Source organism: Methylosinus sp. H3A (assembly GCF_015709455.1).
Lineage (GTDB): Bacteria > Pseudomonadota > Alphaproteobacteria > Rhizobiales > Beijerinckiaceae > Methylosinus.
Genome location: NZ_JADNQW010000005.1, coordinates 2,056,632 through 2,082,240, shown reverse-complemented (window position 1 = coordinate 2,082,240; position 25,609 = coordinate 2,056,632). Strand labels below are relative to the sequence as shown.

Sequence of the window (25,609 nt, the reverse complement as noted above, 5' to 3'; positions counted from 1 at the left end):
CACTCACGCCACGGGGAGCTCCGGCAACTCGACGACGCTCTGCGTCGAAGAGCACCCGCAGGCTTTCGCTTTGGGATCGATGAAGGAGAAGCCAGTGGAGGTGGCCGTCTCCTTGAAGTCGATCGTCACGCCGTCGAGAAGCAAGCGGCTCTGCGCAGGCAGAAACAGCTTGAAGCTCGGGAAGTCGAACGCCTGCTCGCCTTCCCGCGGCGCCGGATGGACGGAGAATTCTGCGCTCATCCCCGAGCAACCGCCCGGAGAGACGAGAAGGCTCAAGCCATAGCCGGGGCCTCCGTCGAACATGACGAGGCGACGGATGAACTTTTCCGCGGCAGGAGTGAACTGGATATTCATGCCGCGCCCCCGGCCGCCTGATACCGCGGGAGAGAGTTGTCGATGACGCAAGTGTCATCGACAGGGCAAACCGCGACGCATTGAGGAACATCGAAATAGCCGATGCACTCGGTGCATTTCTTCGGATTGATGACGAAGGTTCCGTTCTTCTCGGAAATCGCCACATTGGGGCACTCTGCTTCGCACGCCGAGCAGGACGTGCATTGCGAAGCAACGATCTTATAGGTCATTTGCTTGCTCCTCCATCGAGCCGTCACTGAGTTCGAGAATTGTTGACCCTCGATAACTCGAATTCTCTGCTCATTCGGCGTTTCGACCGAAGCACGGGCCGCTGGGCGGCTCGTGCTTCGACGTTGGCGAATGTCTATCGCTTTGGTGTCAGGCCGTGATGAAGGCGCCCTGACGAAGGGTCGCGTCACCGCGCTCCTTATGCTCGATCTCGCCGCTTTTCACACGATCGAGATAGCGCTTGAAGTAGGTGATCGCCGACTGCTCGATGAACTCGAAAGCGAATTCATCGACCGGGTCGATGCCGGCCTTGAGCAGATCATTCTTCGGGCAACCGCCGATCTTGGCCACGAACACCGCCGTGCAATCATTGATCGCGCGGATGATCGTGTCGAGGCTGTCCTCTTCGCCATAACCGCCCTGGCAATACAGGTCGACGCGGCGATGACCGACGAACTTCGCGCCATTGGTGCTGAGCTCGTAGATCTGGAACTCCTTGGCGTGGCCAAAGTGCTCGTTGACGCGGCCGCTGCCCTTGGTCGCCACGGCGATCAGGATCTTGACGTCGACATTGTCTTCGCCGGCGAGCGTCGCCAGCTCAGCGTTCTTGGCCGCCGCGACCTTCAGGCGCTCTTCCTCGACCTTCGTCTGATAAGCCTTGCGGCTCTCGAGATCATAGGTCACTTCCATGGCCATGATCTTGTCGGTCGTGAATTCGGCGCTGCGATCCTCGCCGAGCAGCCCGACCGCGTCGGCGCGGCACTGGCGGCAATGGCGCATCATATTCATCTCGCCTTCACAGCTGTCCTGCAGCGCCTTCAGCTCTTGAGCCGTCGGGCCGCGCTGGCCGTTGAGGCCGAACACGGTGCCGTGCTCGGGGGACGAGATGAGCGGCATGATGTTGTGCAGGAACGCCCCGCGCGACTTCACGGCCCTGTTCACCTCGACGAGATGCTTGTCGTTGATGCCCGGGATCATGACCGAGTTGACCTTGCACAGAATGCCGCGCTCGGTCAGCATCTCGAGGCCGCGCATCTGGTGCTGCGTCAGGATCTCGGCGGCCTCGCGGCCATAGATGCGCTTATGCTCCCAGTAGATCCAGGGATAGATCTGCGCGCCGACGTCCGGATCGACCATGTTGATGGTGATCGTGACGTGATCGACATTATATTTGGCGATCGTGTCGACATGCTCGGGCAGAGCCAGACCATTCGTCGACAGGCAGAGCTTGATGTCGGGAGCGGTCGCGGCGATCAGCTCGAAGGTCTTGAAGGTCTTCTCTGGATTGGCGAGCGGGTCGCCCGGGCCGGCGATGCCGAGAACGGTCATCTGCGGGATCGTCGACGCGACGGCCAGAACCTTCTTGGAGGCCTGCTCGGGCGTCAGCTTCTCGGAGACGACGCCGGGGCGCGACTCGTTGGCGCAATCATATTTGCGATTGCAGTAGTTGCACTGGATATTGCAAGCCGGCGCGACGGCGACATGCATGCGCGCATAGTGGTGATGCGCTTCCTCGCTGTAGCAAGGATGGTTCTTGACCTTGTCCCAGATTTCTTGCGGCAGGTCGTTTTCGCCAGCCGCCGTGCCGCAGCTCGCTTTGCCGCTGCCGCCGGAGGTGCCGCAGCCCTTATGCTCGGCGACCTTCTGCATCACTTCGTCGATCGATTCAGCCCCGCCGACGTCGACGGTTTCAGTAGAAAGAGATTCCATGTTCGGTTCCTCACGAGTTGAAGAGTTTCAAACCCTTGCGGAACGCAGTCGCGACATATCCGTCTGCCATTGCACCGGCGCTGTCGCGGAAGCGGTGTCCGGGCACGAGGTTCGCAACAAGCATGCCATGCCGAAATAAACTTCTAAGAACTTGAAATTATGAGATAAGTTTCATTTGTTTGGAACCTGTCCAAATCCCGACACATGTCGGAAAGCAGCGGATTCGGCTGTCGCTAACGCGACACTTTGACGCGAAGCGCAGAGCCCCGCGGAGGAAGGCCCTTCCGCCTTCGAATATCCGCGGCGCGCGCGGGGTTTTCAGGGCCGATTACGCCTTTGGGCGTGGGGTCGCGGCGCGCTGGCGCGACAATTGCCTGCCGGCGCGGCATGAGCGACCTCACCCCTGAAAACGATCTCGTGGACTTCGGCGAGCTTTCGCCAGCCGTCAACGAACTGTTGCAAAAAGGCGTCCTGGCCTATCGGAGCGACCGCGCCCGCGCGGACGAATTGTTCCGGGAGGCGCTCGATCTGTCTCCCCATGAACTGCCAGCCTATTACTGCCTTTATAAGATTCATACTTATATGGGAAACTTGGAGGTCGCTTGGGCGGTCGCCAATCAGGGGCTCGCCGAGGCGACCCGCCAGGCCGGCTGGTCGCTCGATCCACGGCTCTGGCCGCCGAAAGAAACGGCGCCGGGCTCGGCTGAACGCTTCGCATTGTACACTTTGAAGGCGCTGAGCTTCATTCAGCTCAAACGCGGCAATAAAGCAGAGGCGATGCAGAATCTTGGGATTTTGGAGATTTTGGATCCCTGCGGATATGTCGGCTGGACAGTGATCTATGAGCTCGCGCAAGGCGTTGCCTGACGGGATCGGCGCGCGCGCGGGCGCCCCGCGGCCATCGGCATGTAGAATTTGTCACGGTAACGGCACGTTAGTTGCTAAACATTCCAGGGTGAACTATCGATTCCCGCGGAACGTCAGGCACGTCTATGGGATACGAAGCTGGAAGCAGCATGAACACGGCTCAGGCTCGCGCGTTCGACCCGAGCGAATCTGCTCTCGTCGGAATCTACGAAATCTCGAAGCTGTTGGCGTCGCCCAACCGGCTCGAAAAGACGCTGGCGGGGGTGTTGGCGCTTCTGTCGAGCTTTCTCGACATGCGGCACGGCCTCATCGCTCTGCTCGACACGCATGGCGACCCGGAAGTGGTCGTCGGCTCTGGTTGGAGCGAGGTGAACGCCAAAAAATTCTTCGAACATCTCCCGGAGCGGGCGGTCGGCCAGATCGTGGCCACGAAAATGCCGCTGGTGGTCGAGAACGTCGCCGCCTCTCCTTTGTTCGAGGGAACCGATCTCTCCGAATGGGGTCCGACCGATGGTCAGCCTTTCTCGCTGATCGGCGTGCCGATCAAGGAAGGTGACGCGGTCGTCGGCACTTTGACGGTCGATCGCGTTTATAGCGACCGATCCTCGGTTCGCTTCGATCATGATGTCCGATTCCTGACAATGATCGCCAATCTGGTGGGGCAGACTCTGCGCCTCCATAAGCTGATCGGTCGCGATCGCGATCGGCTGATGCAGGAGAAAGCCCGTCTCGAAAAGGGCGAGCGGCCCGCGCATATCGAGGCGAGGCTGGACGGCATCAAGGGAATCGTCGGCGAAAGTCCGGCGGTACGCGCTGTCGTCGACAAGATTCGCATCGTCGCCAAGGCGAAGTCGACCGTGCTGTTGCGCGGCGAGTCCGGCACCGGCAAGGAGCTGTTCGCGGCCGCGATCCACAATCTCTCGCCGCGGCAGAGCAAGCCTTTCGTCAAGCTGAACTGCGCCGCCCTGCCGGAGAGCGTGCTCGAATCCGAATTATTCGGCCATGAGCGCGGAGCCTTCACCGGCGCGGCCGCCTTACGCAAAGGGCGGTTCGAGCTGGCGGACGGAGGCACGCTGTTTCTGGACGAGATCGGCGACATCACGCCCGCTTTCCAGGCCAAGCTGCTGCGCGTGCTTCAGGAAGGCGAGTTCGAGCGCGTCGGCGGCACGCGGACGATGAAGGTCGACGTGCGTTTCGTCTGCGCCACTAACCGCAATCTGGAAGAGGCGGTGCAGAAGGGCGAGTTCCGCGCCGATCTCTACTATCGCATCAGCGTGGTGCCGATTTTTCTGCCGCCCCTGCGCGAGCGCAAAGGCGATCTTGCGCCGCTGGCCAATGAATTCCTGCGGCGCTTCAACAGCGAGCAGAATGTCCATCTGACCCTGTCCGACTCGGCGATGGAAGTGCTCAACGAATGCAACTTCCCGGGCAATATTCGCGAGCTCGAGAACTGCGTCTATCGCACCGCGACTCTGGCGCGCAACGAGGGGATCGTCGACAAGGACTTCTCCTGCCGCAATGACGGCTGCTTGTCCTCGGTTCTGTGGAACGGCTCGCGGGAATCGACGATCGGCGGACTCCATTCGGCGAGCTTCACGCCTTTGCCGATCGTTTCCAAGGCTCCGCCGCCGCCCCCGCCGCCGGCGCGGCCTCCGGTGGTTCGGCCGCCGGTCGAGGAACCTGCTCCGGTCGTCGCCGCGCAACCCGCCGCAGCCTGTCCGGGCGCCGAAAACTGCACGGTCATCGAGACCGATCACCGATCGGATCGCGACAAGCTCATCGAGGCGATGGAGCAGGCTGGATGGGTGAAGGCCAAAGCGGCCCGCCTGCTCGGCTTGACGCCCCGGCAGATCGGCTATGCGTTGCAAAAATACGATATCCCTGTAAAGAAGTTCTGATACGAGGAAAGAAGACGGCTCGCCAATGGCCGCAGAACCAGAAAGAATAAGCGACGATCCGCTGGACTGGCGTGGTCGCCCCATCCGCTGCAGGGAATGCTCCCATGTGGCGCTCAATCTCGAGGGGCTGTGCCGCAAGGGAACAGCCTGCGTGCGCGACCGGCGAGCCAAACGCGTCGATCTCTTCTTCCGCGGACATCCGCATCTCGCGGACGCCTATCTCGATCACGTCTATTTCGAAGTGCGCGCGCGCGCGGCGCGCTATGCTTCGGTCCTGCGGCTCCCGCCTTTGCTCGACGATCCAGAGCCCGAGGTGCGCGCCACAGCGGCCTCGCGCCTGCCGGCGTCGCGCATCGCCCGTCTCGCGCATGATCCAGAGCCGCGGGTTCGTATCGTCATCGCCAATCGGCTCGAGGGCGCGGCGCTGCTCGCAATGTATTCCGACCAGGATTATCTGGTCCGCATCCACGTCGTCCGCCGAATCTCGCCGGATTTGCTTCCGATCGCCGTCCATGACGAGGATCCGGAAGTGCGGCGTTGGGTGGCGCGTCGCATTCCTTTGGATAGGCTGCATCTTCTCGTCAAAGACCCGGAGCCGCTGGTGCGGCTCGTCGTCGCCGAGCGCCTTCCTGAGGATCGTCTCGACGCGATGAGCAAAGACGAGGATTTGCGCATTCGCTTCACCATCGCGGAACGATGCCCACGCGAGATGCTGCGCTCCTTCCTCGATGACGAGGACGAATTGGTGCGCGCCTGCGCGCAAACCCGACTGGAAAGCGACTGACCAGCCATGGTCGGATGGCTTCCGTCCCTGCCGGCCGGCTCTCTATAAAAAAAAGCAATCCAGAGCCGGAGCGCCCCTGGATTGCGTGGTCGAAAACGAGATTTTCGGGCCGCTTCAGACCGGCCGATTCTCGTTGCGATTGCGCACCGGGCCCATCACAGCCAGCCCCTGCTCATAGGTGATCTTCTCGAACGTCTGATCGAAGGCGATGCCGGCATTGGCGACGGCGTCGATCTTGCCGCCGATCGACAGCTTCTTCAGATCGTTCTTCTCGATGTAGAAGAGCTCGAGCAGCTCGTTATAGACCGTCGATTCGTCGATCGGCAGGACATAGAAATTAATGCCGTCGATCTCGACCTGATATTTGCTGAGCAAGTCGATGTTGTTGGCGAAGATGAAATATTTGCCGGTCGGGCTGAGCAGGCCCTTCAGCACTTCGGCGACATTCGCGAGATGCTCGAAGGAGAGAAGCCACTGCGCGAAGAAGTCGAAAGTCGGTTTGCCGGCGTCCGCCACCGCGATCACCTGATCGGAGCACAGTTCCGGCGGACGCGCCTCGTCGGCGAACTGCTGGGCGAATTTCAACGCCAGCTTGCCGCGGAAACCAAAACGCCCCGCCTTTTCGGTCGGGCCCTTATGGACCGGGCTGAGCAGCCGCTTCTGCTGGTCCAAAGTCGAAAACGCCGTATCAGTGATGCTTGTCATGTTGGTTACCCGGATCGTTACGTAGCCAATCCGCCAGTTTGGCGAAGTTCTGCTTCAATGTGTCTCGCACTCTCACATCATCGACCACCTCTTCGAGCGCGCCCGTCATGCAGGTCATCCACGCGTCGCGCTCGGCGGGTCCGATCGCGAAGCCCATGTGACGCATGCGCAGCCGGGGGTGTCCCCGCTGCTCCGAATAGCTCTTGGGTCCGCCCAGCCATTCGGCCAGATAGAGCTTCAGAACCGCCTTGGTGGGGCCGAGATCCACCGCATGCATCGCGCGAATGTCACGCGCCTGCGGCAGAACGTCCATATTGCGATAGAACGCCTCGACGAGGCGATCGACCGCTTCCTGGCCGCCGATGACGTCGAATGCGGTCTTTGTCGTTTGCACGGCGTCCATTGTCATGCCTCGCGAGCTAGCAATTCATATGCCGACGCCTGGGCCTAGCGCGCTGCACGCGATTGCGCAACGACGCCCCGCGGAATGGGCCGCCGGAATCGGCGCAGATGGAAGCGCCGCCCGAATCCTGCCGCGACATGAGAATAATAAGGCAGAGCAAGACACAATTTTATGCATTTACGGCTCGGGCGCCCGAATTCGGCGCTGCTCGCCCTTGACAGGGCGGGGCGCCGCTTCCTATTTCATCGCTAGCCTGTTGGCACTCGTCACCCCTGAGTGCTAATAGGCATTTTACGCAATCTTTCGCCCGTGCGCTCCGGCCGGGCTCTGCAACGCAAGGAAGACGACATGGCGTTCCGTCCCCTCCACGACCGGGTCGTGGTCAAGCGCCTCGAAGGCGAAGACAAGACCAAAGGCGGCATCATCATTCCCGACACCGCGAAAGAGAAGCCCGCCGAGGGCAAGATCATCGCCGTCGGCCCCGGCTCCCGCGACGAGAGCGGCAAGCTCGTCGCCCTCGACGTCAAGGAAGGCGACCGCGTGCTGTTCGGCAAATGGTCCGGCACCGAGGTCAAGATCGACGGGGAAGATCTCCTCATCATGAAAGAAAGCGACATTCTGGGCGTCATCGCCTGATCCGGCCGACCCTCGCCCAATCCTTCTTCCAACGGAGCTGAACGACAATGGCAGCCAAGGACATTCGCTTTTCCTCCGACGCGCGCGACCGTATTCTGCGCGGCGTCGACATCCTCGCCAATGCGGTGAAGGTCACGCTCGGCCCCAAGGGCCGCAACGTCGTCATCGAGAAGAGCTTCGGCGCTCCGCGCATCACCAAGGACGGCGTCACCGTCGCCAAGGAGATCGAGCTCGCCGACAAATTCGAGAATCTCGGCGCCCAGCTCGTTCGTGAGGTGGCCTCCAAGCAGAACGACACCGCCGGCGACGGCACCACGACGGCGACCGTCCTCGCCGCCGCCATCGCCCGTGAAGGCGCCAAGGCCGTCGCGGCCGGCCTCAACCCGCAGGATCTCAAGCGCGGCATCGACCTCGCGGTCGAGGCGGTGGTCGCCGATCTGAAGAAGAACTCCAAGAAGGTCACCTCCAACGACGAGATCGCCCAGGTCGGCACCATCTCGGCCAATGGCGACAGCTACATCGGCCAGGAGATCGCCAAGGCGGTGCAGAAGGTCGGCAATGAGGGCGTGATCACGGTGGAGGAGGCCAAGAGCCTCGACTCCGAGACGGTCATCGTCGAGGGCCTGCAGTTCGACCGCGGCTATCTCTCGCCTTACTTCATCACCAACGCCGAGCGTCTCGTCGCGGAGCTCGAGGATCCCTACATCCTCATCCACGAGAAGAAGCTGTCGACTCTGCAGCCGCTGCTGCCGATCCTCGAGGCCGTTGTGCAGACCGGCAAGCCGCTGCTCATCATCGCCGAGGACGTCGAGGGCGAGGCTCTGGCCACGCTCGTCGTCAACAAGCTGCGCGGCGGCCTGAAGATCGCGGCCGTGAAGGCCCCGGGCTTCGGCGATCGTCGCAAGGCTCAGCTCGAGGACATCGCCATTCTGACGGGCGGTCAGGTCGTCTCCGAGGATCTCGGCATCAAGCTCGAGAGCGTCACGCTGCCCCTGCTCGGCAAGGCCAAGCGCATTCGCATCGACAAAGAGAACACGACGATCATCGACGGCGCCGGCGAGAAGAAGGACATCGAGGCCCGCGTCGCCCAGATCAAGGCGCAGGTCGAGGAGACCACCTCGGACTATGACCGCGAGAAGATGCAGGAGCGTCTCGCCAAGCTCGCGGGCGGCGTCGCGGTGATCCGCGTCGGCGGCGCGACCGAGGTCGAGGTCAAGGAGAAGAAGGACCGCGTCGACGACGCGCTGAACGCCACCCGCGCCGCGGTGCAGGAAGGCATTTCGCCCGGCGGCGGCGTCGCGCTGCTGCGCGCTATCGCCGCTCTCGCCGATGTCAAGGTCGCCAATTCCGACCAGCAGACCGGCGTCGCGATCGTCCGCAAGGCGATCCAGGCTCCGGCCCGTCAGATCGTCGACAACGCCGGCGGAGACGGCGCGGTCGTGGTCGGCAAGCTGCTCGAGTCCACGGACTATAATTACGGCTATGACGCCCAGACCGGCGAATATGGCGATCTGGTGAAGCTCGGCATCATCGACCCGACCAAGGTCGTGCGCACGGCGCTGCAGGACGCGTCCTCGATCGCCGGCCTCATCGTCACCACCGAGGCGACGATCACCGAGCAGCCGAAGAAGGACAGCGGTCCGGCTCTGCCGCCCGGCGGCGGCATGGGCGGCATGGATTTCTGATTTTCCATCCCCGACCAGTCGAAGAAGGCCCCGGAGCAATCCGGGGCCTTTTTTGTCGCGTCCACGAGCATGTGCGTCGCCGCACGGCCAAGCGCGCCGAAACGCCCGAAAAGAGAGATGTTCCCGATCGAAGCGCCTCCGGGCGTCGAGATCGGGCGGCACAGAAAGCGGCGACATATCGCCGCCCTCGCTCACAAGGGTCTCACGAAAATGTTCAAGCGCTCGATTTTCGCACTCGGCCTCGTCGTCGCCGCCAGCGGCTCCGCCTCCGCCGTGATCTCGCCCAATGGCGTTTCTCTGAATGGCTTCTCGACGAACGGCCTGCACCTCAACGCCCTCACCTCGAATGCGTTGACCGAAAATGCGCTCACCGCCAACGGATTGCATGTGAACGCGCTCACGGCCAATGCGCTGACGTCGAACGCCCTGGTGGAGAATTCGCTCGTGCAGAACGCTCTGACCCAGAACGCTCTGGTCGACAATGGCGTGAAATTCAATGGCGTGGCCACCAGCCCGCTCTCCAATGACGGATTGCGCGTCATCGCGATCGAATTGCCGGCTCCCGCGCAGACCGACAAGTAATCTTTACAGGCGCAGGAGGGCCGGTCCGCGCCGGCTTTCCTGCGGCTCTTCGAAAGCGTCGCATCATGCAGAACAGACTCTTCGCCGCGCTATCGGTCGCCTTCGTGGCGGCGACGTCCCCCCTTGCGGCTGCGGAGCTCGAGCTTCTGGACGTGCAGGGAACGCAGTTCGAGGCGCGGCTCTCCGACGGGCGGGTGCTCCATTCGCCCGATCTCGTCGGCGCGACGCTCACTGTCGCCAAAGGCGCCGGAGCGATGAAGATTCGCATCGACGCCGTCGAACGTGATCCCGGCGACCTCCAGCGGGCCGTCCCGCCGTCGGAGGCGGTCATGCTGCACAGCCTCTCCTTCCAGGGACCGGACGGCGAATGGAAGAATCTCTGCGATCCCGGCCCGGACGGGCGCCGCCAGGGCTTTCCCATTCCCGGCCGCGCCAAGGGCGACGGGACCATAGGCGCCGCCGAGCCCGGCGTCTTCGAGCTCACCTGCACAGGCGGGGCTCAGGGAAAGTGCGTGCGCTTCGGCTATCGCCCCTGGGAGAAGCGCGAGGATGGAACCTCCATGCGCGACGTCTACAACGCCTGCGTCCGGCTGGTGCGCGCCGATTATTCCGGCGACGGCAAGGGCACGACGCGCAACGGCCAGCCGATCGACCTTTATGATTTTCTCGGCGTGCAGACGCCCGGCAATGATCCTGGGCATGATTTCGAGGCCGGCTTCTCGCCCGCTGGCGCCGTCTGCGTTCGCCATGTCCGCGTCAAGGAGAATACGAGCCTCGAGGCGCTCGAGGCGCAAACGCCGCGCCTGAAAGGCCGCACCGGAGACATATGCACAGAGGAATTCGCGCGCGCCAATGGCGCCGTCCTTTTCGTCCGCTCTCCGCCCTGAGACGTAGCGGGCGCGACAATTGCGACATTGCAGGATCGCGCCGCCTCGTCTAGCATTATTCAGCTTCGCCCCTCGACGGGCGGAGCCGCAACGCGAGAACACGAAGGGGAGAGGCATGGCCGACCATCATCACGAGACTTCGAGCGATATGGCGGAGCACCTCGCCACCTATCACGGCTTTCTGACGATGTTGAAAGTGGGAACCGCCGCCTCAGTCGTCAGCCTGCTGCTTATGTATTTCTTCCTCGCACGCTGACAGCTCGGCGCGCTGATCGATCGGCGCGCTGATCGACCGGTTTTTCTCTACAGTTTCTGACCGAATGCGAACCGCGCGGCCATCCGGCCGCGGGGAACCGAATCTCCTCCCAACGGAGTTTCGTCAATGCGCATTGCTGTTCAATCCGAGACTGACAAGAATGAGACGCGCGTCGCCGCGACGCCGGAAACTGTCAAGAAGTTCAAAAGCCTCGGCGCGGAAGTCGTGATCCAGTCGGGGGCCGGAGCCATATCCGGCTTTTCCGACGCCGATTACGCCGCCACCGGCGCGGCGATCGCGCCGAGCGCAGCGGCCGCCTCCGACAATGCCGAAGTGGTGCTGCGCGTGCGCCGACCGGCGCCGGGCGAGCTGTCCGGCATAGCGCGCGGCGCCGCCGTCGTCGCCATCGCCGATCCTTTCGGACATGAGAAAGAGCTGGCCGCGCTCGCGCAAACCGGCGCGACGCTCTTCGCCATGGAATTCATGCCGCGCATCACCCGCGCGCAGGTCATGGATGTTCTATCCTCCCAGGCGAATATCGCCGGCTATCGCGCCGTCATCGACGCCGCCGCCGAATATAGCCGCGCCATCCCAATGATGATGACCGCGGCGGGCACGGTCCCGGCCGCCAAAATTTTCATCATGGGCGTCGGCGTCGCCGGCCTGCAGGCGATCGCCACGGCGCGCCGGCTCGGCGGCATCGGCTCGGCGACCGATGTCCGGCCCGCCACCAAGGAGCAGGTGGAATCGCTCGGCGCGAAATTCATCGCGGTCGAGAATGACGAATTCCGCCAGGCAGAGACTTCCGGCGGCTACGCCAAGGAAATGTCGCCGGAATACCAAGCCGCGCAGGCGGAGCTGGTCGCGGCGCATATCGCCAAGCAAGACATTGTGATCACCACGGCGCTGATTCCCGGCCGGCCGGCTCCGCGTCTCATTTCGGCGGCGGCGGCGCGCTCCATGCGCGCGGGCTCGGTCATCATCGATCTCGCGGCCGAGCGTGGCGGCAATTGCGAGCTGACCAAGCCCGGCGAAACGATCATCGACAATGGCGTGAAGATCGTCGGCGCGGTCAATCTCGCCGGCCGCCTGCCGGCGACGGCCTCCAGCCTCTACGCAAAAAACCTGCTCGCCTTCGTCGAGACTCTCATCTCCAAAGAGACGAAGACTCTGGCCATCGATTGGAACGACGAATTGGTGAAGGCGACGGCCCTCACCCGCGACGGCGCCGTCATCGATTCGCGATTTGCGGCTTGATCACGCCGGCCCCGCGAGGGCCGCGCGAAGAAAGGGCGTTGGCACATGGCATCCGACACGACACAGCAAATGCTCGAAACGGCCCGCCGCGCAGCCGAAGCGACGCGGCAGCTGGCCGATCAGGCGCAATCCTATTCCGATCAGCTGGCGCAAGTGGCGGCGGCGGCCTCCTCCCACGGCCTGACGGGCGGCGTCGATCCGGTCGTCTTCCGCCTCGCGATTTTCGCGCTGGCGGTTTTCGTCGGCTATTACGTCGTCTGGTCGGTGACGCCGGCGCTGCACACGCCGCTGATGTCCGTCACCAACGCCATCTCTTCCGTCATCGTCGTCGGCGCGCTGCTCTCTGTCGGCGTCGACTCTTCCGTCGACACATCGGGCGGCTCCTCGGTCGCGCGCTGGCTCGGCTTCATCGCGCTCGCCCTCGTCAGCGTCAACATATTCGGCGGCTTCCTCGTCACCGAGCGAATGCTGTCCATGTATAAGAAGAAGGGCTGAGCCATGAGCGGCAATCTCGCGGTCCTTCTCTATCTCGCCGCCGGCATATTGTTCATTCTGGCGCTACGCGGCCTCTCCTCGCCGGCGACATCGCGGCGAGGCAATCTCTACGGCATGATCGGCATGGGCGTCGCCATCGGCACGACTCTGCTGCTGCGCCTGCCGCCTCTCGGCGCGCTGGTCCTGATATTGATCGGCGCGGGAGCGGGCGGCGGCGTCGGCACCTATGTGGCGAAGCATGTCGAAATGACGAAGATGCCGCAGCTCGTGGCCTTCTTCCATTCTCTCGTCGGCCTCGCCGCCGTGCTGGTCGCGGGCAGCGCCTTCTTCGCGCCGCAAGCTTTCGGCATTGGCGCGCCCGGCCATATAGAAGGCGGCAGCCTGTTCGAAATGTCGCTCGGCGCGGCGATCGGCGCCATCACCTTCACCGGCTCGGTGATCGCCTTTTTGAAGCTCGACGAGCGCATGAGCGGCAAGCCGATCCTGCTGCCCGAGCGTCACACGATCAATATTCTGCTCGGCCTCGCTCTGCTCGGCTTCATCGTCCTGTTCGCGACGACCGAGAGCGGCTTCTGGCTGTTTCTCATCATTCTCGTCTCGCTCGCGCTCGGCGTGACGCTCATCATCCCCATCGGCGGCGCCGATATGCCGGTCGTCGTGTCGATGCTCAATTCCTATTCTGGATGGGCGGCGGCGGGCATAGGCTTCACGCTCGGCAATCTCGCGCTCATCATCACCGGCGCGCTGGTCGGCTCCTCGGGCGCCATCCTCTCCTACATAATGTGCAAAGGCATGAACCGCTCCTTCGTCTCCGTCATTCTCGGCGGCTTCGGCGGCGAGACGGCGGCGGCGACAGGCGTGGTGGAGAAGCGCCCGGTCAAGCAGGGCTCGGCGGAGGACGCCGCTTACATCATGCAGAACGCCGGCAAGATCATCATCGTGCCGGGCTATGGCATGGCGGTGGCGCAGGCGCAGCACGCGCTGCGCGAGATGGCGGACCTTCTGAAAAAGGAAGGCGTCGAGGTGAAATACGCCATTCATCCCGTCGCCGGCCGCATGCCCGGCCATATGAATGTTCTGCTCGCCGAGGCCAATGTGCCCTATGACGAGGTCTTCGAGCTCGAGGACATAAATTCCGAATTCGCCCAGGCGGATGTCGCCTTCGTCATCGGCGCCAATGACGTGACCAATCCTTCCGCCAAGACCGATCCGCAATCGCCGATCTATGGCATGCCGATTCTCGACGTCGAGAAGGCGAAGACGGTTCTGTTCCTGAAGCGCGGCATGGGCTCCGGCTATGCCGGCGTCGAGAATGAGCTGTTCTTTCGGCCCAATACGATGATGCTGTTCGGCGACGCGAAGAAGACCGTGGAGCAGATCGTCAAAGCGCTCGCGCATTGATCGAAGGGTTGCCGCCTCTCACCTCCCCCGCGACGTCATGGCCGGGCTTGTCCCGGCCATCCACGCCAACGCGCCGAGGCGTCTCGGAAGTTTGGCGTGACGCCGATATTCCGGCGGGCGCCCACCATGGGAGGCAATCCGTCGATGGCGAGCGCTTTCCTTCGGTTTCTCAGCTGCTTGGCGTGGATGGCCGGGACAAGCCCGGCCATGACGGCCGCAGCGTCTCGGGATGGGTGAATCCGATAGCGCGAAGCGGGAAGGGTCGAGGGGGCGCTCAGCGCCGCGCAGCCTGACTCGCTATGCGCAACAGCGCGCGTCCCGCTTCCATCTCCGCCAGCGCGGCATTTGCGCGGGCGCGATGATTGGCGTCGCGCAAGGCCGGCAGCAGCGCCGCCACTTTCGCCACAGACCAGATGCGCAAATGCTGCTCGAGCTGCGGCCGCTGCGAAAAGCCGAAGCCGCTGCGCATCAAAATCGTGATGCCGAAATCCGGCCGCCCCTCGCGATCCACAGTGAGCCGCGCGCGATGCAGCGCCATGGCGTAGCGCAGCGCGCCATTCAAGAGCTGCCCGGCGTCGCCGCCGCCGGCGACTGCTCTGTCGAAGGCTTCGCCCGCGGCGTCGGCCTGCCCCGAGAAGGCGTCGAGCACCAGGCGATCGGAGGCGATATTGGAGGCGTGCGCGACAATATCCTCGACATCGCCGGCCTCGATCGCGCTCGCGCCATGCTTATAGAGCATCAGCTTGGCGAGCTCGGAACGGCTCATGCGGCGATCTTCGCCGAGCGCCGCCTGCAGCAGCAGCCGCGCTTCCGGCGTGACGGAAAAGCCCGCCTCGCGCAGGCTGTTGTCGATCAGCGCATGCAGATCCTGCTCATCGTCTGGATTGCATTCGACAGCGGCGGCGATCTTTGACGGCTCGATCAGCTTGCGCAGCGGCGCATCGCGCTTCAGCGCGCCGGCGGTGAGCACGACGGCGCAATCCACCGGCGGCGCGGCGAGCAATTGCTCGAGCGGCGAGAGAATGGATTTGCCGCCCGTCTCGACGATGATCGCACGCCTGCCGCCGAACAGCGGAATCGTATTGGCCTCGTCGAGTAGCGACAGCGGATCGGCCGCCACGGCGTCGCCGCTCATCTCCACGCATTGGAACGGATCATGCCGATCGTCGACGCGCTGCGCGACAATGGCGAGCGCACGTTCGCGCACGAGGCCGGCGTCGGCGCCGTGGAGCAGGAACAGGAAGACCGACGCGGGCGGCGCTTTCACGAAGCGCTCGGCGTCGCGGTTCTTGATTGCGACCATGTCTCGGCTAGCGCGTGGTGAGTAGTCAGTAGTGAGAAGTGGCTCCACTCACTACTCACTACTCACAATCTCACCCTCATTTCGCCAAGGCCGTCGCCACCCTCGTGCGGATCATATCCGCTATGACCTTGGCGTCGCGAATCTCGCCGTCGCGCGCGGCGCGCACATTGGCGAGACGATTGCTGAAACGGTCGTAGCTGGCGACGCCGAAAGCGACGCCTTTGGTGATCACAGTCTCGTCGGCGATGTTGATGAGCCTATATTCGGCGTCGACGATCACCGTCGCCGATGTCGCGCGGCCGGTGACGGTGTCGAGAATCGGCGTCTGCACGCGCTCCTTCAACGAGACCATGAGCCGATAGCGCGGCGGCACGTCCGAGCCCGTGCCGTTCAAGGCGAAGATCAGCTCGTTGCGCACATAATGGCCGACGCGGTCGGGAATGGGATCGACCGCGACCGCCTGCAGCTCCGCCGTCAGCGGCGCGTCGGTTCCGATGGGGCCATAGAGCGGCTGCACCGTGCAGGCCGAAAGCGCCAGAGCAGCGAAAACGCCAAAGGCAGCCGGGCCAACGCCGGAAAGGGCGTAGCTCACCCTCCCCTTCAGGGGGAGGGTCGGACCGCGAAGCGGTCCGGGGTGGGGTCGCTCCCGAGACTCGGGCGTCACCCCCTCCCGAGCGCCTGCGGCGCTCGACCTCCCCCCTCTAGGGGGAGGTGGAAGCGCCTCTTCACCCGAGGCCCCGGACAGGAGAGCGCGTCGCCGTTCAAACGACCACATTGACGATCCTCTTGGGAACGAGAATGAATTTCTTCAACGGCTTGCCTTCCATGACGCGCAGCACGGCCTCCTGCGTCAGCGCCTCCTCGCGGATCGTCGCCTCATCGGCGTCATGGGCCACGAGAATCTCCGCGCGCTTCTTGCCGTTCACCTGCACCGGCAAGCTTATCATGTCCTGCGCGACGAGAGTAGGATCGGCCTCCGGCCAGGGCGCCAGCGAAACGATCTCGGAATGGCCGAGATCGCTCCAGCACTCCTCCGCGACATGCGGCGTCATCGGCGCGATCAGCTGCACGAAAACGTCCGCCGCCTCGCGGAAGGCGAAGGCGAGATCGGCGGAGACCGGGACCGTCTCCACCTTGTCGAGCGCGGCGGTCAGCTCATTGGCGTATTCGCGAATGCGGGCGATCGCCGTGTTGAAGCGCAGACGCTCGATATTGTCGCCGACGGCGGCGATGGTGCGATGCGTCGCCTTGCGCACATCGAGCGCCGCCGCGCCGAACTCGGCGGGCGCGCTGGCGCCGACGGGCGCCGCGACATTGGCCAGCTCGCCGACCAGACGATAGACGCGCTGCACGAAGCGCCAAGCGCCCTGCACGCCCTCCTCCGTCCACACGACATCGCGGTCGGGCGGCGAATCGGAGAGCACGAAGAGCCGCGCCGTATCGGCGCCATAGCTGGCGATAATGTCGTCCGGGTCGACCGTATTGCGCTTCGACTTGGACATTTTCTCGATCGCGCCGATCGCGACCTCCTCGCCCCCCTCGATGAGGAAAGCGCGGCGGCCCTTGTCGCCGGTCTCGAAACGCAGCTCGCTGGGCGCGATCCATTTGCCGGAGGCGGCGCGATAGGTCTCATGCACCACCATGCCCTGGGTGAAGAGGCCGGCGAAGGGCTCGGCGACGCCGCCATGGCCGGTGTCGCGAATGGCGCGCGAGAAGAAGCGCGAATAGAGCAGATGCAGAATCGCGTGCTCGATCCCGCCTATGTACTGATCCACCGGCAGCCAGCGCGCGAGCTGCTCCGGCGCGGCGGGCGCCGACTCATTGTGCGGATCGGTGAAGCGCGCGTAATACCAGGACGAATCGACGAAAGTGTCCATCGTGTCGGTTTCGCGCCGCGCGGCGGCCCCGCATTTCGGACAGGCGACGTTCTTCCATGTCGGATGATGGTCGAGCGGATTGCCCGGCCTGTCGAAGGTCACGTCTTCCGGCAGCTTCACGGGAAGATCGGCGTCCGGCACGGGCACGACGCCGCAATCCGGGCAATGGATGATGGGGATCGGACAGCCCCAATAGCGCTGCCGCGAAATGCCCCAATCGCGCAGCTTGTAATTGACCTTGCGCTCGCCCTGCGGACGGCCGTGCAGCTGCGCGGCCTCGAGGCGCTTGGCGACCTCCTCCTTCGCTTCCGCGACGGTGAGCCCGTCGAGAAAGCGCGAATTGACGAGCCGTCCCTCGCCGTCGAAGGCGGTCTCACTGACGATGAGAGTCGCAGGATCGACGCCCTCCGGGCAGACGACCGGCGTCGCGCCGAGGCCATAAGCATTGGCGAAATCGAGATCGCGCTGGTCATGCGCCGGGCAGCCGAAGATCGCGCCCGTGCCGTAATCCATCAGAATGAAATTGGCGACATAGACGGGCAGCACCCAAGAGGGATCGAAGGGATGCACGACGCGCAGGCCCGTGTCATAGCCCTTCTTCTCGGCGGTCTCGATCGCCGCCACCGACGTGCCGATGTGGCGGCACTCTTCCGCAAAGGCGGCGAGCGCCGGGTCGCTCGAAGCCGCCGCGCGCGCGACCGGATGATCGGGCGCCAGAGCGACGAATTTCGCGCCGAACAAAGTGTCCGGCCGCGTGGTGAAGACCTCGATCTCGCCCGTCGGATCGCCGGCTATGGCGAAGCGCGCCAGCAGCCCTTCCGAGCGGCCGATCCAATTGCGCTGCATCAGCCGCACCTTCTCCGGCCAGCGGTCGAGCGTGTCCAGCGAGGTGAGAAGATCGTCGGCGTATTTGCCGATGCGCAGGAACCATTGCGTCAGCTCGCGCTGCTCCACCAGCGCGCCGGAGCGCCAGCCGCGGCCGTCGACGACCTGCTCATTGGCGAGCACCGTATGGTCCACCGGATCCCAATTCACCTTGGACTGCTTGCGATCGACGAGGCCGCCGGCCAAGAAATCCAGAAACAGCTTCTGCTGATGCTTGTAATAGGCGGGATCGCAGGTGGCGATCTCGCGCGACCAGTCGAGCGAGAGCCCCATGGATTTGAGCTGCGTCCGCATGCTGGCGATATTGGCATAGGTCCAGACCGCCGGGTGCGAGCCGCTCTGCTGGGCGGCGTTCTCCGCCGGCAGGCCGAAAGCGTCCCAGCCCATGGGATGCAGCACGTCGAAGCCCTTGGCGCGCTTATAGCGGGCGATGACGTCGCCCATGGAATAATTGCGCACATGGCCGACATGGATGCGCCCCGACGGATAGGGGAACATTTCGAGCACGTAATATTTCGGCTTCTTCGCGTCGCCGGAGGTGAAAACCTGCCGCTCGTCCCAAATCTTTCGCCATTTGGGCTCGGCCGCGGCGAAGTCGTAGCGTTCTGGTCTCATGGGTCCGAGCGGTCCTGATCGAATTGTAGAGTTTCGCCTGTAATGCCGGGCGGGGCGGGGCTTGTCAAAGGCGCCTCTCGCCGGGAAGCAGGGCGCGTGCTATATCCGGGCCATGTCGGCGCAAGTGCTCTTCAACCCCCTCGCCTATATCGATCGCCTCACCCGCGGCGGCTTCTCGCCCGAGCAGGCGCGCGCCTCCGCCGAGGCGTTGGAGACAGCGTTCTCCGAGAGCGTGGCCACAAAGGCGGACGTCGGCGAGGTTCGGCACGACATGGAATTGCTGAAGCGCGACCTCGCCGAAGTCGAGGGGCGGCTGAAGCGAGAGCTCATCGAGGTGGAAGGACGCCTGAAGCTGGAAGTCTCTCAATCCAAGACGGATATTCTCCGCTGGGTGTTCGGCTTCAATCTGGTTCTTATCGGCGCCATTTTCACTATTTTGAAATTCGTCCGCTGAGGCCGCATCTTCCATGACCGTCGTCGATCGGCTGAACGCCGCCAAGGACGCCATCTCCTCACGCGCCCGCGATTGCGGCCGCGATCCGGCCGAGATCACCCTCGTCTGCGTCACCAAGACCTTTCCGGCCGAGGCCGCGGTTCCGCTGCTCGAGGCCGGCCACCGCGTCTATGGTGAGAACAAAGTGCAGGAGGCGCGCGCCAAATGGGGCGAGCTGCGCCAGCGCTTCTCCGGCGTCGAGCTGCATCTCATCGGCCCGCTGCAATCCAACAAGACGCGCGAGGCGGTCGAGACCTTCGACGTCATAGAGAGCGTCGACCGGCCCAAGATCGCCGAGGCCCTCGCCGAGGAGATGCGCCGCCAGGGCAAGCGCCTGCGCCTGCTGGTGCAAGTCAACACCGGCGCCGAGCCGCAAAAGGCCGGCGTATTGCCGCAGGAGGCCGACGCCTTCCTCGCCGAGTGCCGCGAGAAGCACGGGCTCGAGATCGCCGGGTTGATGTGCGTGCCGCCGGTCGGCGAGCAGGCCTCGCCGCATTTCGCCCTGCTCGCCGAGATCGCCGCCCGCAACGGGCTGAAAGAACTCTCCATGGGCATGAGCTCGGATTACGAGCTCGCCATTCAGCTCGGCGCCACGCATGTCCGCATCGGCTCGGCCATTATGGGCGAGCGCGACTATTCGAAGCCTTAGCCGACCACCAAGCGCACGTCTTTCGCCAAACGCGGCAGCAGCCGCGCCATATCGCGCGCCCGCAACGCCACGCAGCCCGCCGTCGGACCCAGCGTCTCCGTCGCTATATGGAAGAAAATGGCGCTGCCGAGTCCCAGCACGCGCGGGCGGATGTTGTAGTCGAGCACGCCCACGACATCATAGAGCCGATCGGAGCGCCAGAGCCGCTCATGGCCGAGCGGCGTCTCGCCCCGCAGCGGCCGGTTATAGAGAAAGGACCGCGCATCGTCGCACCAGAGATCGTCCGGGCGGACGAAACGCGCCGCGACGGAGCGCGGCTTTTCCGCCCGGCCGCGCCGCAGATAGACATAGAGCAACTCATGGCTCCCCGCCGGCGTCGCGCCATCGCCCTCGCGCTTGCGACGCGTGATCCCCGAGCGGCCGAGCGCGCAGGGCAGCACGAGATCGCCCGCGGTCAGCCGGCCCTCATGCGCGCGCCCGCCGACCCGCCGAGCGACCCTCAGCACCGCGACCCCGCCACGATGGCGCGAAAAACCCTGACTCATCCGTCGCCTCTCTCCACCTCGCCCTGCGCCTTGAACGGCGCCCGCCCTTCGTCGATCATGGCGGTCATGACGCAACCGCATAAGCGCAACATATTGCTCCTCGCCGCGGCGGGATTGCGCGCCTCTCTCGCCGAGCAGCTCGCCCATTATCCCGAATTCGCGGTCTCGCCCGCCACCTCCGCCGAAGAGGCGACACGCCTGCTCGACAGGGGCGGCTGCGATATTCTGCTCGTCGACGCGACGATCGGCGAGGCCTTCGCCTGCCAGGCCCGCGAAGGCTTCCGCGGACCCGTCCTCCTCATCGGCGCGCCGAGCGACCCCATGGCGGCGCAGGCTCCCGAATATATCGCGCGGCCGTTTCGTTTCGCCCATCTTCTCGCGCGCTTGCGGGCGGGCGCCGAGGAGCCCGAGCGCCCGATCGTCGTCATCGGCGCCTATCGCTACCGGCCGGGCGCCTTCGAGCTCACCGACGCCGCCGATCGGCGCCGGTCGCTCACCGAGAAGGAAGCCGAAATCCTGACGCGGCTCGTGGCGGCGCGCGGCGCGGCAGTCACGAAAGACATGTTGCTGCGCGAGGTTTGGGGCTATCATCCCACCGTGACGACGCGCACGCTGGAGACTCACGTCAGCCGTCTGCGACGCAAGATCGAAACCGACCCGACCGAAGCCCGCCTTCTTCTCACCGAAAAGAACGGCTATCGGTTGGTCTTCTCCCCCGCGCGCTGACCGCCGGCCGGGAGACCGCCCCGAAGAGAAAGCATCCGAGACATGGCTCTCGACGACGACATCGCCAATCTCCGGAGCATTCCTCTGTTCGAGGATTTCGAGATCGAGGCGCTGCGCCTCCTGGCCTTCAGCGCCGAGACGAAATTGCTGCGCGCCGGCGACGCGCTGTTTCGCCGCGGCGAGGCCTCCGACGGCGGCTTCATTCTGACCAATGGCTCGATCGCTCTGGAGAAGCACGACGACGGACGCCCCGCCGAGAAAGTGCTGCGGCCCTTCGCGCTGATCGGCGAGACCGCTCTCATCACCGAGACGACGCGCCCGGTCACGGCCTTAGCGCGCGAGCCGGCGACGATCCTCAAAATCACCCGCGCGCTTTTCCTGCGCATATTGGAAGAGTTTCCGACGACGGCGACGCGCGTGCGCGCCCGCGTCGCCACCCGCCTGACGCAATTGGCGCAGGAGCTGAAATTCGAGGCCTGAACAGGCTCGGCGTCGCCAGCCGTCGGCTTTCTTTGGACTGCAATGGTCTCTTTTGCGTGTCGTCGTATGGAGGAGAAAATGGGTAATCCGTTCAAATCCGGCCTTTTCGCCGCGATCGGCGTGACAATCGCCTTCGCTTTGTCCCCGGCGGAGGCGCTCGCCGGCGTCACCAGCGTCGCGAGCAAATCGGTCGTCTCGCCGCCGACCGCGATCGAGCAGGCGCATTACAGCCGCTACCCGCATCGTCATTATGTGCGCTACACGAATCATCGTCGGCCGCTTCGCCGACATCATGCGCTGCGCTATTATCGCTATGGCTATGATCCCACGGCCGCGGTCGTCACCTCGGCGGCGACCGGCCTCATCGCCGCCGGAGCCTATGCGCCCTATTACGCCTATCCCTATGATTACGGATATGGCTATGGCTACGGCTATCCCTCTTACGGCTATGGATGGGGCGGCGGGCCGGTCGTCTATGGCGGAGGCTGGGGCTATCGCCCGCGTTTCGGCGGATGGGGCGGAGGCGTCCACCACGTCGGCGGGTGGGGCGGAGGCTTTCACCACGGCGGCGGGTGGGGCGGCGGCGTTCACCGGGTCGGCGGCTTCGGCGGTGGGTTCCATCACGGCGGATTCGGCGGTGGCGGCCACCATGGCGGCGGATTCGGCGGTGGGTTCCATGGCGGATTCCACGGCGGCGGATTCCATGGCGGCGGATTCCACCACGGGCGCTGACCGGCGCCGCTGACGGCGAGGCGGCGACGCCTCGCCTTTTCGTTCGTTTTGTCGCATTCCCGGAACAGCCTGCGTCGCTATTCTCACGGCGATTCGGCAGGACCAGAGCGCGCGCCCCGCGCGGGAGCGCAAAACGAGACGAATGAAATGGCATCTGACCAGGAGAGCGGAGCGCCGATCGTCGGACGCTTCGCCGAACACGAGGCGCGCGCCGCCGTTCTCGCCGAGCTGCACGCAAGGCCTTTCCTGCCGATCGCGCTGCCGCAGCGCGTCTATCATTTCGCCTTCGCGACCAATGAGGAGGAGGCGCGCGTCGACCGCGCGGCGCTCGCCGATCTCTGCCGAGCCAATATGCTGGTTCCCCGACCCGGAGACGCCAAATTCCAGCGCCTCTCGATCGGCGACTGGAGGCTGCGCTGGGAGCAGCATACGGAATTCACCACCTACACCTGGTCGACGGAAAAGGACGCCGACGCGCCCTTCACCCATCCCGATCCGATCGGGACCGGCGAGATCGCCTTTCGCCCTCCGGGCCGGCTGATCGTCGCCACGCATCTCTGCGCGATCGAGAGCGGCCATTCGCACGAGCCCTTCGTCAATTTGTTCAATTCGCAAAGCCTTTGCATCATCCGCGCGGCCAAGGGCGCGGCGCATGTGATGACCGATTTCGCACCCGACGCCTTCGGCTTCACGCGCCTGCTGGTCAAGGCCAACGCCGTCGGCGCGCTCGAGGTCGGGCGGCTCATTCAGCGCGTGCTGGAGATCGAGACCTATCGCACAATGGCGCTGCTCGGCCTGCCGGAGGCGCGCGGCTCCGGGCCCGAGCTACGCGCCATGGAGCGCGAAATCTCCGACATCACCCAGGCGTTGAGCCAGACGCAGGACATGCGCACCAGTCGCGACTTGCTGAAGCGCCTCAGCGATCTTTTGGCGCAGAGCGAGGCGCTGTCGACGCGCACCGCCTTTCGCTTCGGCGCGAGCCGCGCCTATCACGCCATAGTGAAGAACCGGCTGACGCTCATCCAGGAGGCGAAGGAGAGCCAATATACGACGATCTCGGCCTTCTTCAGCGCGCGGCTCGATCCGGCGATCGAGACCTGCAACGCCTTCGAGACGCGGCAGGGACGGCTCGCCCGTCAGGTGGAGCGCGCCACTGACCTCATGCGAACCGGCATAACCTTCGAGATGGAGCAGCAAAATCGCGATCTGCTCGACGATATGAACCGCAGAGCGCGCCTGCAGATGCGCCTGCAAAAACTCGTCGGCGGCCTCTCCATCGCGGCGCTCAGCTATTATGTCGCCGGCCTCTCGCTCTATTTTTTCAAGGGCATGAAGGACGCCGGCGCCCTGCCCTTCGGCTTCACCGGCGAGGAGGCGGCCGCTGCGGCCATGCCCTTCGTCATCTTCGGCGCCTGGGCCTTCTGGCAGCGCGTGAAGCGCCTCTCCGCCAAGGCTCAAGAGGAGGAGAAGGTGAGCTGAGTCACGGCGCCGCGCTCAGAGCGAGCGCGTGAAGCGCAGCACGCCGCCCTTGGGGCCTTTGAGGATCAGATCCGAGCCCTGCGTGTCCCAGAAGGGGCCGGAGAGCATCACCTGCCAGAAGTCGCGCTCGATCGCCTGAAGGGCGGGATCGCATTTGGCGTCGGCGACGGCGGGCATGGCCTTGGGGCCGAGGCGATTGCCGCCGACGACGAAGACGCCGGACCAGGATTTGCAGCCCGAGAAACCCGTGCCGCGCATCGTCGAATCGATGCGGATCCAAATGTCGGCGGTCGGGGACTTGCCGTTTATGTCCTTGAGATTAAAAATATAATTGTGCGGGAAGGGCTTATAGTTCGGCGGCGGCTCCTGCGCCGTCGCCTCCTGCTGGTCCTTCTCCTTTTGCGCCGGTTTCCCCTTGGCCAGCACGGGGCCGCAGGCGGCGAGGCCGACCAGGAGCGCCGTCAAAATTCGGAGCGCGGTCAGAATTCGTCTCATCCTTCGATCCTTTTAGCGAACGATCCATTTGCGAATCGCTTTTCGGAGAATTGCGCGCGCCTTGTGGTTTTTTTCCGAACGGACACGCGCGCGAGCGCCGGTCGCGCGCGCAATGGGCGCGCGCGAACCATGGCGAGGACGCGCCGCTACAACATGCTGGGCAGAACGCGATCAGGCGGGCGGTGCCCGTCCATGAAAGTCTTGATGTTGATGATGACTTTCTCGCCCATGTCGACGCGGCCCTCATTGGTGGCCGAGCCCATATGCGGCAGCAGCGTGACCTTGCCGGCCTTGGCGAGCTTGATCAGCTTGGGCGAGACGGCCGGCTCATGCTCGAAGACGTCGAGGCCGGCGCCGGAAATCTCATCGGACTCGAGCATGCGGATCAGCGCATTCTCGTCGACGATCTCGCCGCGGGCGGTGTTCACGATGATGGCGTGCGGGCGCAGCTGCTTCAGCCTGCGGGCCGAGAGCAGATGATAGGTCGCCGGCGTATGCGGGCAGTGGACCGACAAAATATCGATGCGGGCGAGCATCTGGTCGAGCGATTCCCAATAGGTCGCCTCGAGCTGGTCCTCGATCTCCGCCGGCAGGCGGCGGCGGTTGTGATAGTGGATGGAGAGGCCGAAGGCGCTGGCGCGGCGCGCGAGCGCCTGGCCGATGCGGCCCATGCCGACAATGCCGAGACGCTTGCCGGTGATACGATGGCCGAGCATCCAAGTGGGCGACCAGCCGCCCCAGGCGCCGTCCGGAATGGTGCGCGCGCCCTCGACGAGGCGGCGCGCCACGGCCAGGATCAGGCCCATTGTGAGATCGGCCGTGTCCTCGGTGAGGACACCCGGCGTATTGGTGACGGTGATCGAGCGGCGCAGCGCCGAGGCGACGTCTATGTGGTCGACGCCATTGCCGAAATTGGCGATCAGCTTCAACTGGTCGCCGGCCTGGCCGATGAGGCCGGAATCGATGCGGTCGGTGATCGTCGGCACCAGAACATCCGCGGTGCGGACAGCCTCGACGAGCTCCTCATGGGTCGCCGGCCGGTCGCTCACATTGAGGCGCGTGTCGAAAAGCTCGCACATGCGGGTTTCGATCACCTCGGGGAGCCGACGTGTCACCACGACGAGCGGCTTCTTTTTCGCCATCTTCCCCTTCGTCCTCCCGCCTCGCTCGACTAAGCTCTCC

General features: G+C 64.4%; 28 protein-coding genes. 17 read left to right on the top strand and 11 right to left on the bottom strand.

All coding sequences use genetic code 11. The features are described from left to right. Nucleotides 1-3: 3 nt before the first annotated feature. The 3 genes from IY145_RS12765 to nifB all read right to left on the bottom strand — a co-directional run bounded on the left by IY145_RS12765 (nt 4) and on the right by nifB (nt 2,292). Entirely contained in the window at nt 4-354 is a 351-nt protein-coding gene (locus IY145_RS12765; protein WP_196408563.1) for an iron-sulfur cluster assembly accessory protein, read from the bottom strand. Next, a complete protein-coding gene (locus tag IY145_RS12760) occupies nt 351-584 on the bottom strand; it encodes a 4Fe-4S dicluster domain-containing protein (RefSeq protein WP_018267906.1) in 234 nt (77 codons plus the stop codon). Before IY145_RS12760 ends, IY145_RS12765 begins: the two co-directional genes overlap by 4 nt. Nucleotides 585-732: 148 nt before the next feature. Then, a complete protein-coding gene (gene nifB / locus IY145_RS12755) occupies nt 733-2,292 on the bottom strand; it encodes a nitrogenase cofactor biosynthesis protein NifB (protein WP_196408562.1) in 1,560 nt (519 codons plus the stop codon). A gap of 387 nt (nt 2,293-2,679) precedes the next feature. On the opposite strand from nifB, the gene IY145_RS12750 reads away from it, so the two are divergent. The 3 genes from IY145_RS12750 (at nt 2,680) to IY145_RS12740 (ending at nt 5,841) form a co-directional block, all read left to right on the top strand. Further along, a complete protein-coding gene (locus IY145_RS12750; RefSeq protein WP_196408561.1) occupies nt 2,680-3,159 on the top strand; it encodes a hypothetical protein in 480 nt (159 codons plus the stop codon). Nucleotides 3,160-3,284: 125 nt separating this feature from the next. Beyond that, nucleotides 3,285-5,057: a nif-specific transcriptional activator NifA gene (nifA, locus tag IY145_RS12745; RefSeq protein WP_196408560.1), complete on the top strand. Its 1,773-nt coding sequence runs from the start codon at nt 3,285-3,287 to the stop codon at nt 5,055-5,057. Between the two features lie 25 nt (nt 5,058-5,082). Beyond that, on the top strand, nt 5,083-5,841 hold the full coding sequence (locus IY145_RS12740) for a 4Fe4S-binding leucine-rich repeat protein (RefSeq protein ID WP_246721999.1): 759 nt from the start codon (nt 5,083-5,085) through the stop codon (nt 5,839-5,841). 114 nt (nt 5,842-5,955) lie between these two features. Here the strand turns inward: IY145_RS12740 and IY145_RS12735 are convergent, their stop codons facing one another. Both IY145_RS12735 and IY145_RS12730 read right to left on the bottom strand, forming a co-directional pair. Beyond that, nucleotides 5,956-6,546 (bottom strand): hypothetical protein, encoded by a 591-nt coding sequence (locus tag IY145_RS12735; protein ID WP_196408559.1) that lies wholly within the window; start codon nt 6,544-6,546, stop codon nt 5,956-5,958. Continuing rightward, entirely contained in the window at nt 6,530-6,949 is a 420-nt protein-coding gene (locus tag IY145_RS12730) for a group II truncated hemoglobin (protein WP_196408558.1), read from the bottom strand. The genes IY145_RS12735 and IY145_RS12730 overlap by 17 nt, the downstream gene beginning before the upstream one ends. Nucleotides 6,950-7,297: 348 nt before the next feature. On the opposite strand from IY145_RS12730, the gene groES reads away from it, so the two are divergent. The 8 genes from groES to IY145_RS12690 all read left to right on the top strand — a co-directional run bounded on the left by groES (nt 7,298) and on the right by IY145_RS12690 (nt 14,148). After that, entirely contained in the window at nt 7,298-7,585 is a 288-nt protein-coding gene (gene groES / locus IY145_RS12725) for a co-chaperone GroES (protein ID WP_196408557.1), read from the top strand. Nucleotides 7,586-7,632: 47 nt separating this feature from the next. Continuing rightward, nucleotides 7,633-9,270 (top strand): chaperonin GroEL, encoded by a 1,638-nt coding sequence (groL, locus tag IY145_RS12720; protein WP_196408556.1) that lies wholly within the window; start codon nt 7,633-7,635, stop codon nt 9,268-9,270. Between the two features lie 117 nt (nt 9,271-9,387). Continuing rightward, entirely contained in the window at nt 9,388-9,852 is a 465-nt protein-coding gene (locus IY145_RS12715; protein WP_196408555.1) for a hypothetical protein, read from the top strand. A 65-nt stretch (nt 9,853-9,917) separates the two neighbouring features. Beyond that, nucleotides 9,918-10,739, top strand: a complete 822-nt coding sequence (locus IY145_RS12710) for an ADYC domain-containing protein (protein ID WP_196408554.1) — start codon at nt 9,918-9,920, stop codon at nt 10,737-10,739. A gap of 115 nt (nt 10,740-10,854) precedes the next feature. Next, nucleotides 10,855-10,995: an aa3-type cytochrome c oxidase subunit IV gene (locus IY145_RS12705; protein WP_196408553.1), complete on the top strand. Its 141-nt coding sequence runs from the start codon at nt 10,855-10,857 to the stop codon at nt 10,993-10,995. Between the two features lie 126 nt (nt 10,996-11,121). Beyond that, nucleotides 11,122-12,252: a Re/Si-specific NAD(P)(+) transhydrogenase subunit alpha gene (locus IY145_RS12700; protein WP_196408552.1), complete on the top strand. Its 1,131-nt coding sequence runs from the start codon at nt 11,122-11,124 to the stop codon at nt 12,250-12,252. Nucleotides 12,253-12,297: 45 nt separating this feature from the next. After that, nucleotides 12,298-12,747, top strand: coding sequence for an NAD(P) transhydrogenase subunit alpha (locus IY145_RS12695; protein ID WP_196408551.1), 450 nt, complete (start codon nt 12,298-12,300; stop codon nt 12,745-12,747). 3 nt (nt 12,748-12,750) lie between these two features. Further along, a complete protein-coding gene (locus IY145_RS12690) occupies nt 12,751-14,148 on the top strand; it encodes an NAD(P)(+) transhydrogenase (Re/Si-specific) subunit beta (protein ID WP_196408550.1) in 1,398 nt (465 codons plus the stop codon). 274 nt (nt 14,149-14,422) lie between these two features. Here the strand turns inward: IY145_RS12690 and holA are convergent, their stop codons facing one another. The 3 genes from holA to leuS form a co-directional block, all read right to left on the bottom strand. Beyond that, nucleotides 14,423-15,451: a DNA polymerase III subunit delta gene (gene holA / locus IY145_RS12685; protein ID WP_196408549.1), complete on the bottom strand. Its 1,029-nt coding sequence runs from the start codon at nt 15,449-15,451 to the stop codon at nt 14,423-14,425. Nucleotides 15,452-15,527: 76 nt separating this feature from the next. After that, nucleotides 15,528-16,043 carry an LPS assembly lipoprotein LptE gene (gene lptE, locus IY145_RS12680; RefSeq protein WP_196408548.1) on the bottom strand — a complete coding sequence of 172 codons (516 nt, stop codon included), beginning with the start codon at nt 16,041-16,043 and terminating at the stop codon, nt 15,528-15,530. 169 nt (nt 16,044-16,212) lie between these two features. Further along, nucleotides 16,213-18,828, bottom strand: coding sequence for a leucine--tRNA ligase (gene leuS / locus IY145_RS12675; protein ID WP_196408547.1), 2,616 nt, complete (start codon nt 18,826-18,828; stop codon nt 16,213-16,215). A 61-nt stretch (nt 18,829-18,889) separates the two neighbouring features. On the opposite strand from leuS, the gene IY145_RS12670 reads away from it, so the two are divergent. After that, nucleotides 18,890-19,282 (top strand): hypothetical protein, encoded by a 393-nt coding sequence (locus tag IY145_RS12670; protein WP_196408546.1) that lies wholly within the window; start codon nt 18,890-18,892, stop codon nt 19,280-19,282. Between the two features lie 13 nt (nt 19,283-19,295). Next, the gene (locus tag IY145_RS12665) at nt 19,296-19,970 is read left to right on the top strand and encodes a YggS family pyridoxal phosphate-dependent enzyme (RefSeq protein WP_196408545.1); all 675 of its coding nucleotides are present in this window, start codon (nt 19,296-19,298) and stop codon (nt 19,968-19,970) included. On the opposite strand, the gene IY145_RS12660 is transcribed toward IY145_RS12665, so the two are convergent. After that, nucleotides 19,967-20,515, bottom strand: a complete 549-nt coding sequence (locus tag IY145_RS12660) for a L,D-transpeptidase (protein ID WP_196408544.1) — start codon at nt 20,513-20,515, stop codon at nt 19,967-19,969. The genes IY145_RS12665 and IY145_RS12660 overlap by 4 nt on opposite strands. A gap of 66 nt (nt 20,516-20,581) precedes the next feature. On the opposite strand from IY145_RS12660, the gene IY145_RS12655 reads away from it, so the two are divergent. The 4 genes from IY145_RS12655 (at nt 20,582) to IY145_RS12640 (ending at nt 23,932) form a co-directional block, all read left to right on the top strand. Then, nucleotides 20,582-21,241: a response regulator transcription factor gene (locus IY145_RS12655; RefSeq protein ID WP_196408543.1), complete on the top strand. Its 660-nt coding sequence runs from the start codon at nt 20,582-20,584 to the stop codon at nt 21,239-21,241. A gap of 42 nt (nt 21,242-21,283) precedes the next feature. Further along, nucleotides 21,284-21,721, top strand: a complete 438-nt coding sequence (locus IY145_RS12650; RefSeq protein ID WP_196408542.1) for a cyclic nucleotide-binding domain-containing protein — start codon at nt 21,284-21,286, stop codon at nt 21,719-21,721. A 78-nt stretch (nt 21,722-21,799) separates the two neighbouring features. Further along, nucleotides 21,800-22,453: a hypothetical protein gene (locus tag IY145_RS12645; protein WP_196408541.1), complete on the top strand. Its 654-nt coding sequence runs from the start codon at nt 21,800-21,802 to the stop codon at nt 22,451-22,453. Between the two features lie 147 nt (nt 22,454-22,600). Continuing rightward, entirely contained in the window at nt 22,601-23,932 is a 1,332-nt protein-coding gene (locus IY145_RS12640; protein WP_196408540.1) for a DUF3422 family protein, read from the top strand. A 15-nt stretch (nt 23,933-23,947) separates the two neighbouring features. On the opposite strand, the gene IY145_RS12635 is transcribed toward IY145_RS12640, so the two are convergent. Further along, the gene (locus IY145_RS12635) at nt 23,948-24,427 is read right to left on the bottom strand and encodes an META domain-containing protein (RefSeq protein ID WP_196408539.1); all 480 of its coding nucleotides are present in this window, start codon (nt 24,425-24,427) and stop codon (nt 23,948-23,950) included. A gap of 146 nt (nt 24,428-24,573) precedes the next feature. Then, nucleotides 24,574-25,569, bottom strand: coding sequence for a 2-hydroxyacid dehydrogenase (locus IY145_RS12630; RefSeq protein WP_196408538.1), 996 nt, complete (start codon nt 25,567-25,569; stop codon nt 24,574-24,576). Between the last annotated feature and the right edge of the window lie 40 nt (nt 25,570-25,609).

Excerpts from the sequence above, each read along its gene's own strand:
- IY145_RS12735 (WP_196408559.1), bottom strand. The coding sequence starts at position 6,546 with ATGACAAGCATCACTGATACGGCGTTTTCGACTTTGGACCAGCAGAAG.
- IY145_RS12665 (WP_196408545.1), top strand. The coding sequence starts at position 19,296 with ATGACCGTCGTCGATCGGCTGAACGCCGCCAAGGACGCCATCTCCTCA.
- IY145_RS12630 (WP_196408538.1), bottom strand. The coding sequence starts at position 25,569 with ATGGCGAAAAAGAAGCCGCTCGTCGTGGTGACACGTCGGCTCCCCGAG.
- IY145_RS12760 (WP_018267906.1), bottom strand. The coding sequence starts at position 584 with ATGACCTATAAGATCGTTGCTTCGCAATGCACGTCCTGCTCGGCGTGC.
- IY145_RS12655 (WP_196408543.1), top strand. The coding sequence starts at position 20,582 with ATGACGCAACCGCATAAGCGCAACATATTGCTCCTCGCCGCGGCGGGA.
- groES (WP_196408557.1), top strand. The coding sequence starts at position 7,298 with ATGGCGTTCCGTCCCCTCCACGACCGGGTCGTGGTCAAGCGCCTCGAA.
- nifB (WP_196408562.1), bottom strand. The coding sequence starts at position 2,292 with ATGGAATCTCTTTCTACTGAAACCGTCGACGTCGGCGGGGCTGAATCG.
- IY145_RS12645 (WP_196408541.1), top strand. The coding sequence starts at position 21,800 with ATGGGTAATCCGTTCAAATCCGGCCTTTTCGCCGCGATCGGCGTGACA.
- leuS (WP_196408547.1), bottom strand. The coding sequence starts at position 18,828 with ATGAGACCAGAACGCTACGACTTCGCCGCGGCCGAGCCCAAATGGCGA.
- IY145_RS12740 (WP_246721999.1), top strand. The coding sequence starts at position 5,083 with ATGGCCGCAGAACCAGAAAGAATAAGCGACGATCCGCTGGACTGGCGT.
- IY145_RS12660 (WP_196408544.1), bottom strand. The coding sequence starts at position 20,515 with ATGAGTCAGGGTTTTTCGCGCCATCGTGGCGGGGTCGCGGTGCTGAGG.
- IY145_RS12765 (WP_196408563.1), bottom strand. The coding sequence starts at position 354 with ATGAATATCCAGTTCACTCCTGCCGCGGAAAAGTTCATCCGTCGCCTC.
- IY145_RS12695 (WP_196408551.1), top strand. The coding sequence starts at position 12,298 with ATGGCATCCGACACGACACAGCAAATGCTCGAAACGGCCCGCCGCGCA.
- holA (WP_196408549.1), bottom strand. The coding sequence starts at position 15,451 with ATGGTCGCAATCAAGAACCGCGACGCCGAGCGCTTCGTGAAAGCGCCG.
- IY145_RS12715 (WP_196408555.1), top strand. The coding sequence starts at position 9,388 with ATGTTCCCGATCGAAGCGCCTCCGGGCGTCGAGATCGGGCGGCACAGA.
- IY145_RS12730 (WP_196408558.1), bottom strand. The coding sequence starts at position 6,949 with ATGGACGCCGTGCAAACGACAAAGACCGCATTCGACGTCATCGGCGGC.
- IY145_RS12710 (WP_196408554.1), top strand. The coding sequence starts at position 9,918 with ATGCAGAACAGACTCTTCGCCGCGCTATCGGTCGCCTTCGTGGCGGCG.
- IY145_RS12640 (WP_196408540.1), top strand. The coding sequence starts at position 22,601 with ATGGCATCTGACCAGGAGAGCGGAGCGCCGATCGTCGGACGCTTCGCC.
- IY145_RS12700 (WP_196408552.1), top strand. The coding sequence starts at position 11,122 with ATGCGCATTGCTGTTCAATCCGAGACTGACAAGAATGAGACGCGCGTC.
- IY145_RS12705 (WP_196408553.1), top strand. The coding sequence starts at position 10,855 with ATGGCCGACCATCATCACGAGACTTCGAGCGATATGGCGGAGCACCTC.
- IY145_RS12750 (WP_196408561.1), top strand. The coding sequence starts at position 2,680 with ATGAGCGACCTCACCCCTGAAAACGATCTCGTGGACTTCGGCGAGCTT.
- IY145_RS12690 (WP_196408550.1), top strand. The coding sequence starts at position 12,751 with ATGAGCGGCAATCTCGCGGTCCTTCTCTATCTCGCCGCCGGCATATTG.
- nifA (WP_196408560.1), top strand. The coding sequence starts at position 3,285 with ATGGGATACGAAGCTGGAAGCAGCATGAACACGGCTCAGGCTCGCGCG.
- groL (WP_196408556.1), top strand. The coding sequence starts at position 7,633 with ATGGCAGCCAAGGACATTCGCTTTTCCTCCGACGCGCGCGACCGTATT.
- IY145_RS12650 (WP_196408542.1), top strand. The coding sequence starts at position 21,284 with ATGGCTCTCGACGACGACATCGCCAATCTCCGGAGCATTCCTCTGTTC.
- IY145_RS12635 (WP_196408539.1), bottom strand. The coding sequence starts at position 24,427 with ATGAGACGAATTCTGACCGCGCTCCGAATTTTGACGGCGCTCCTGGTC.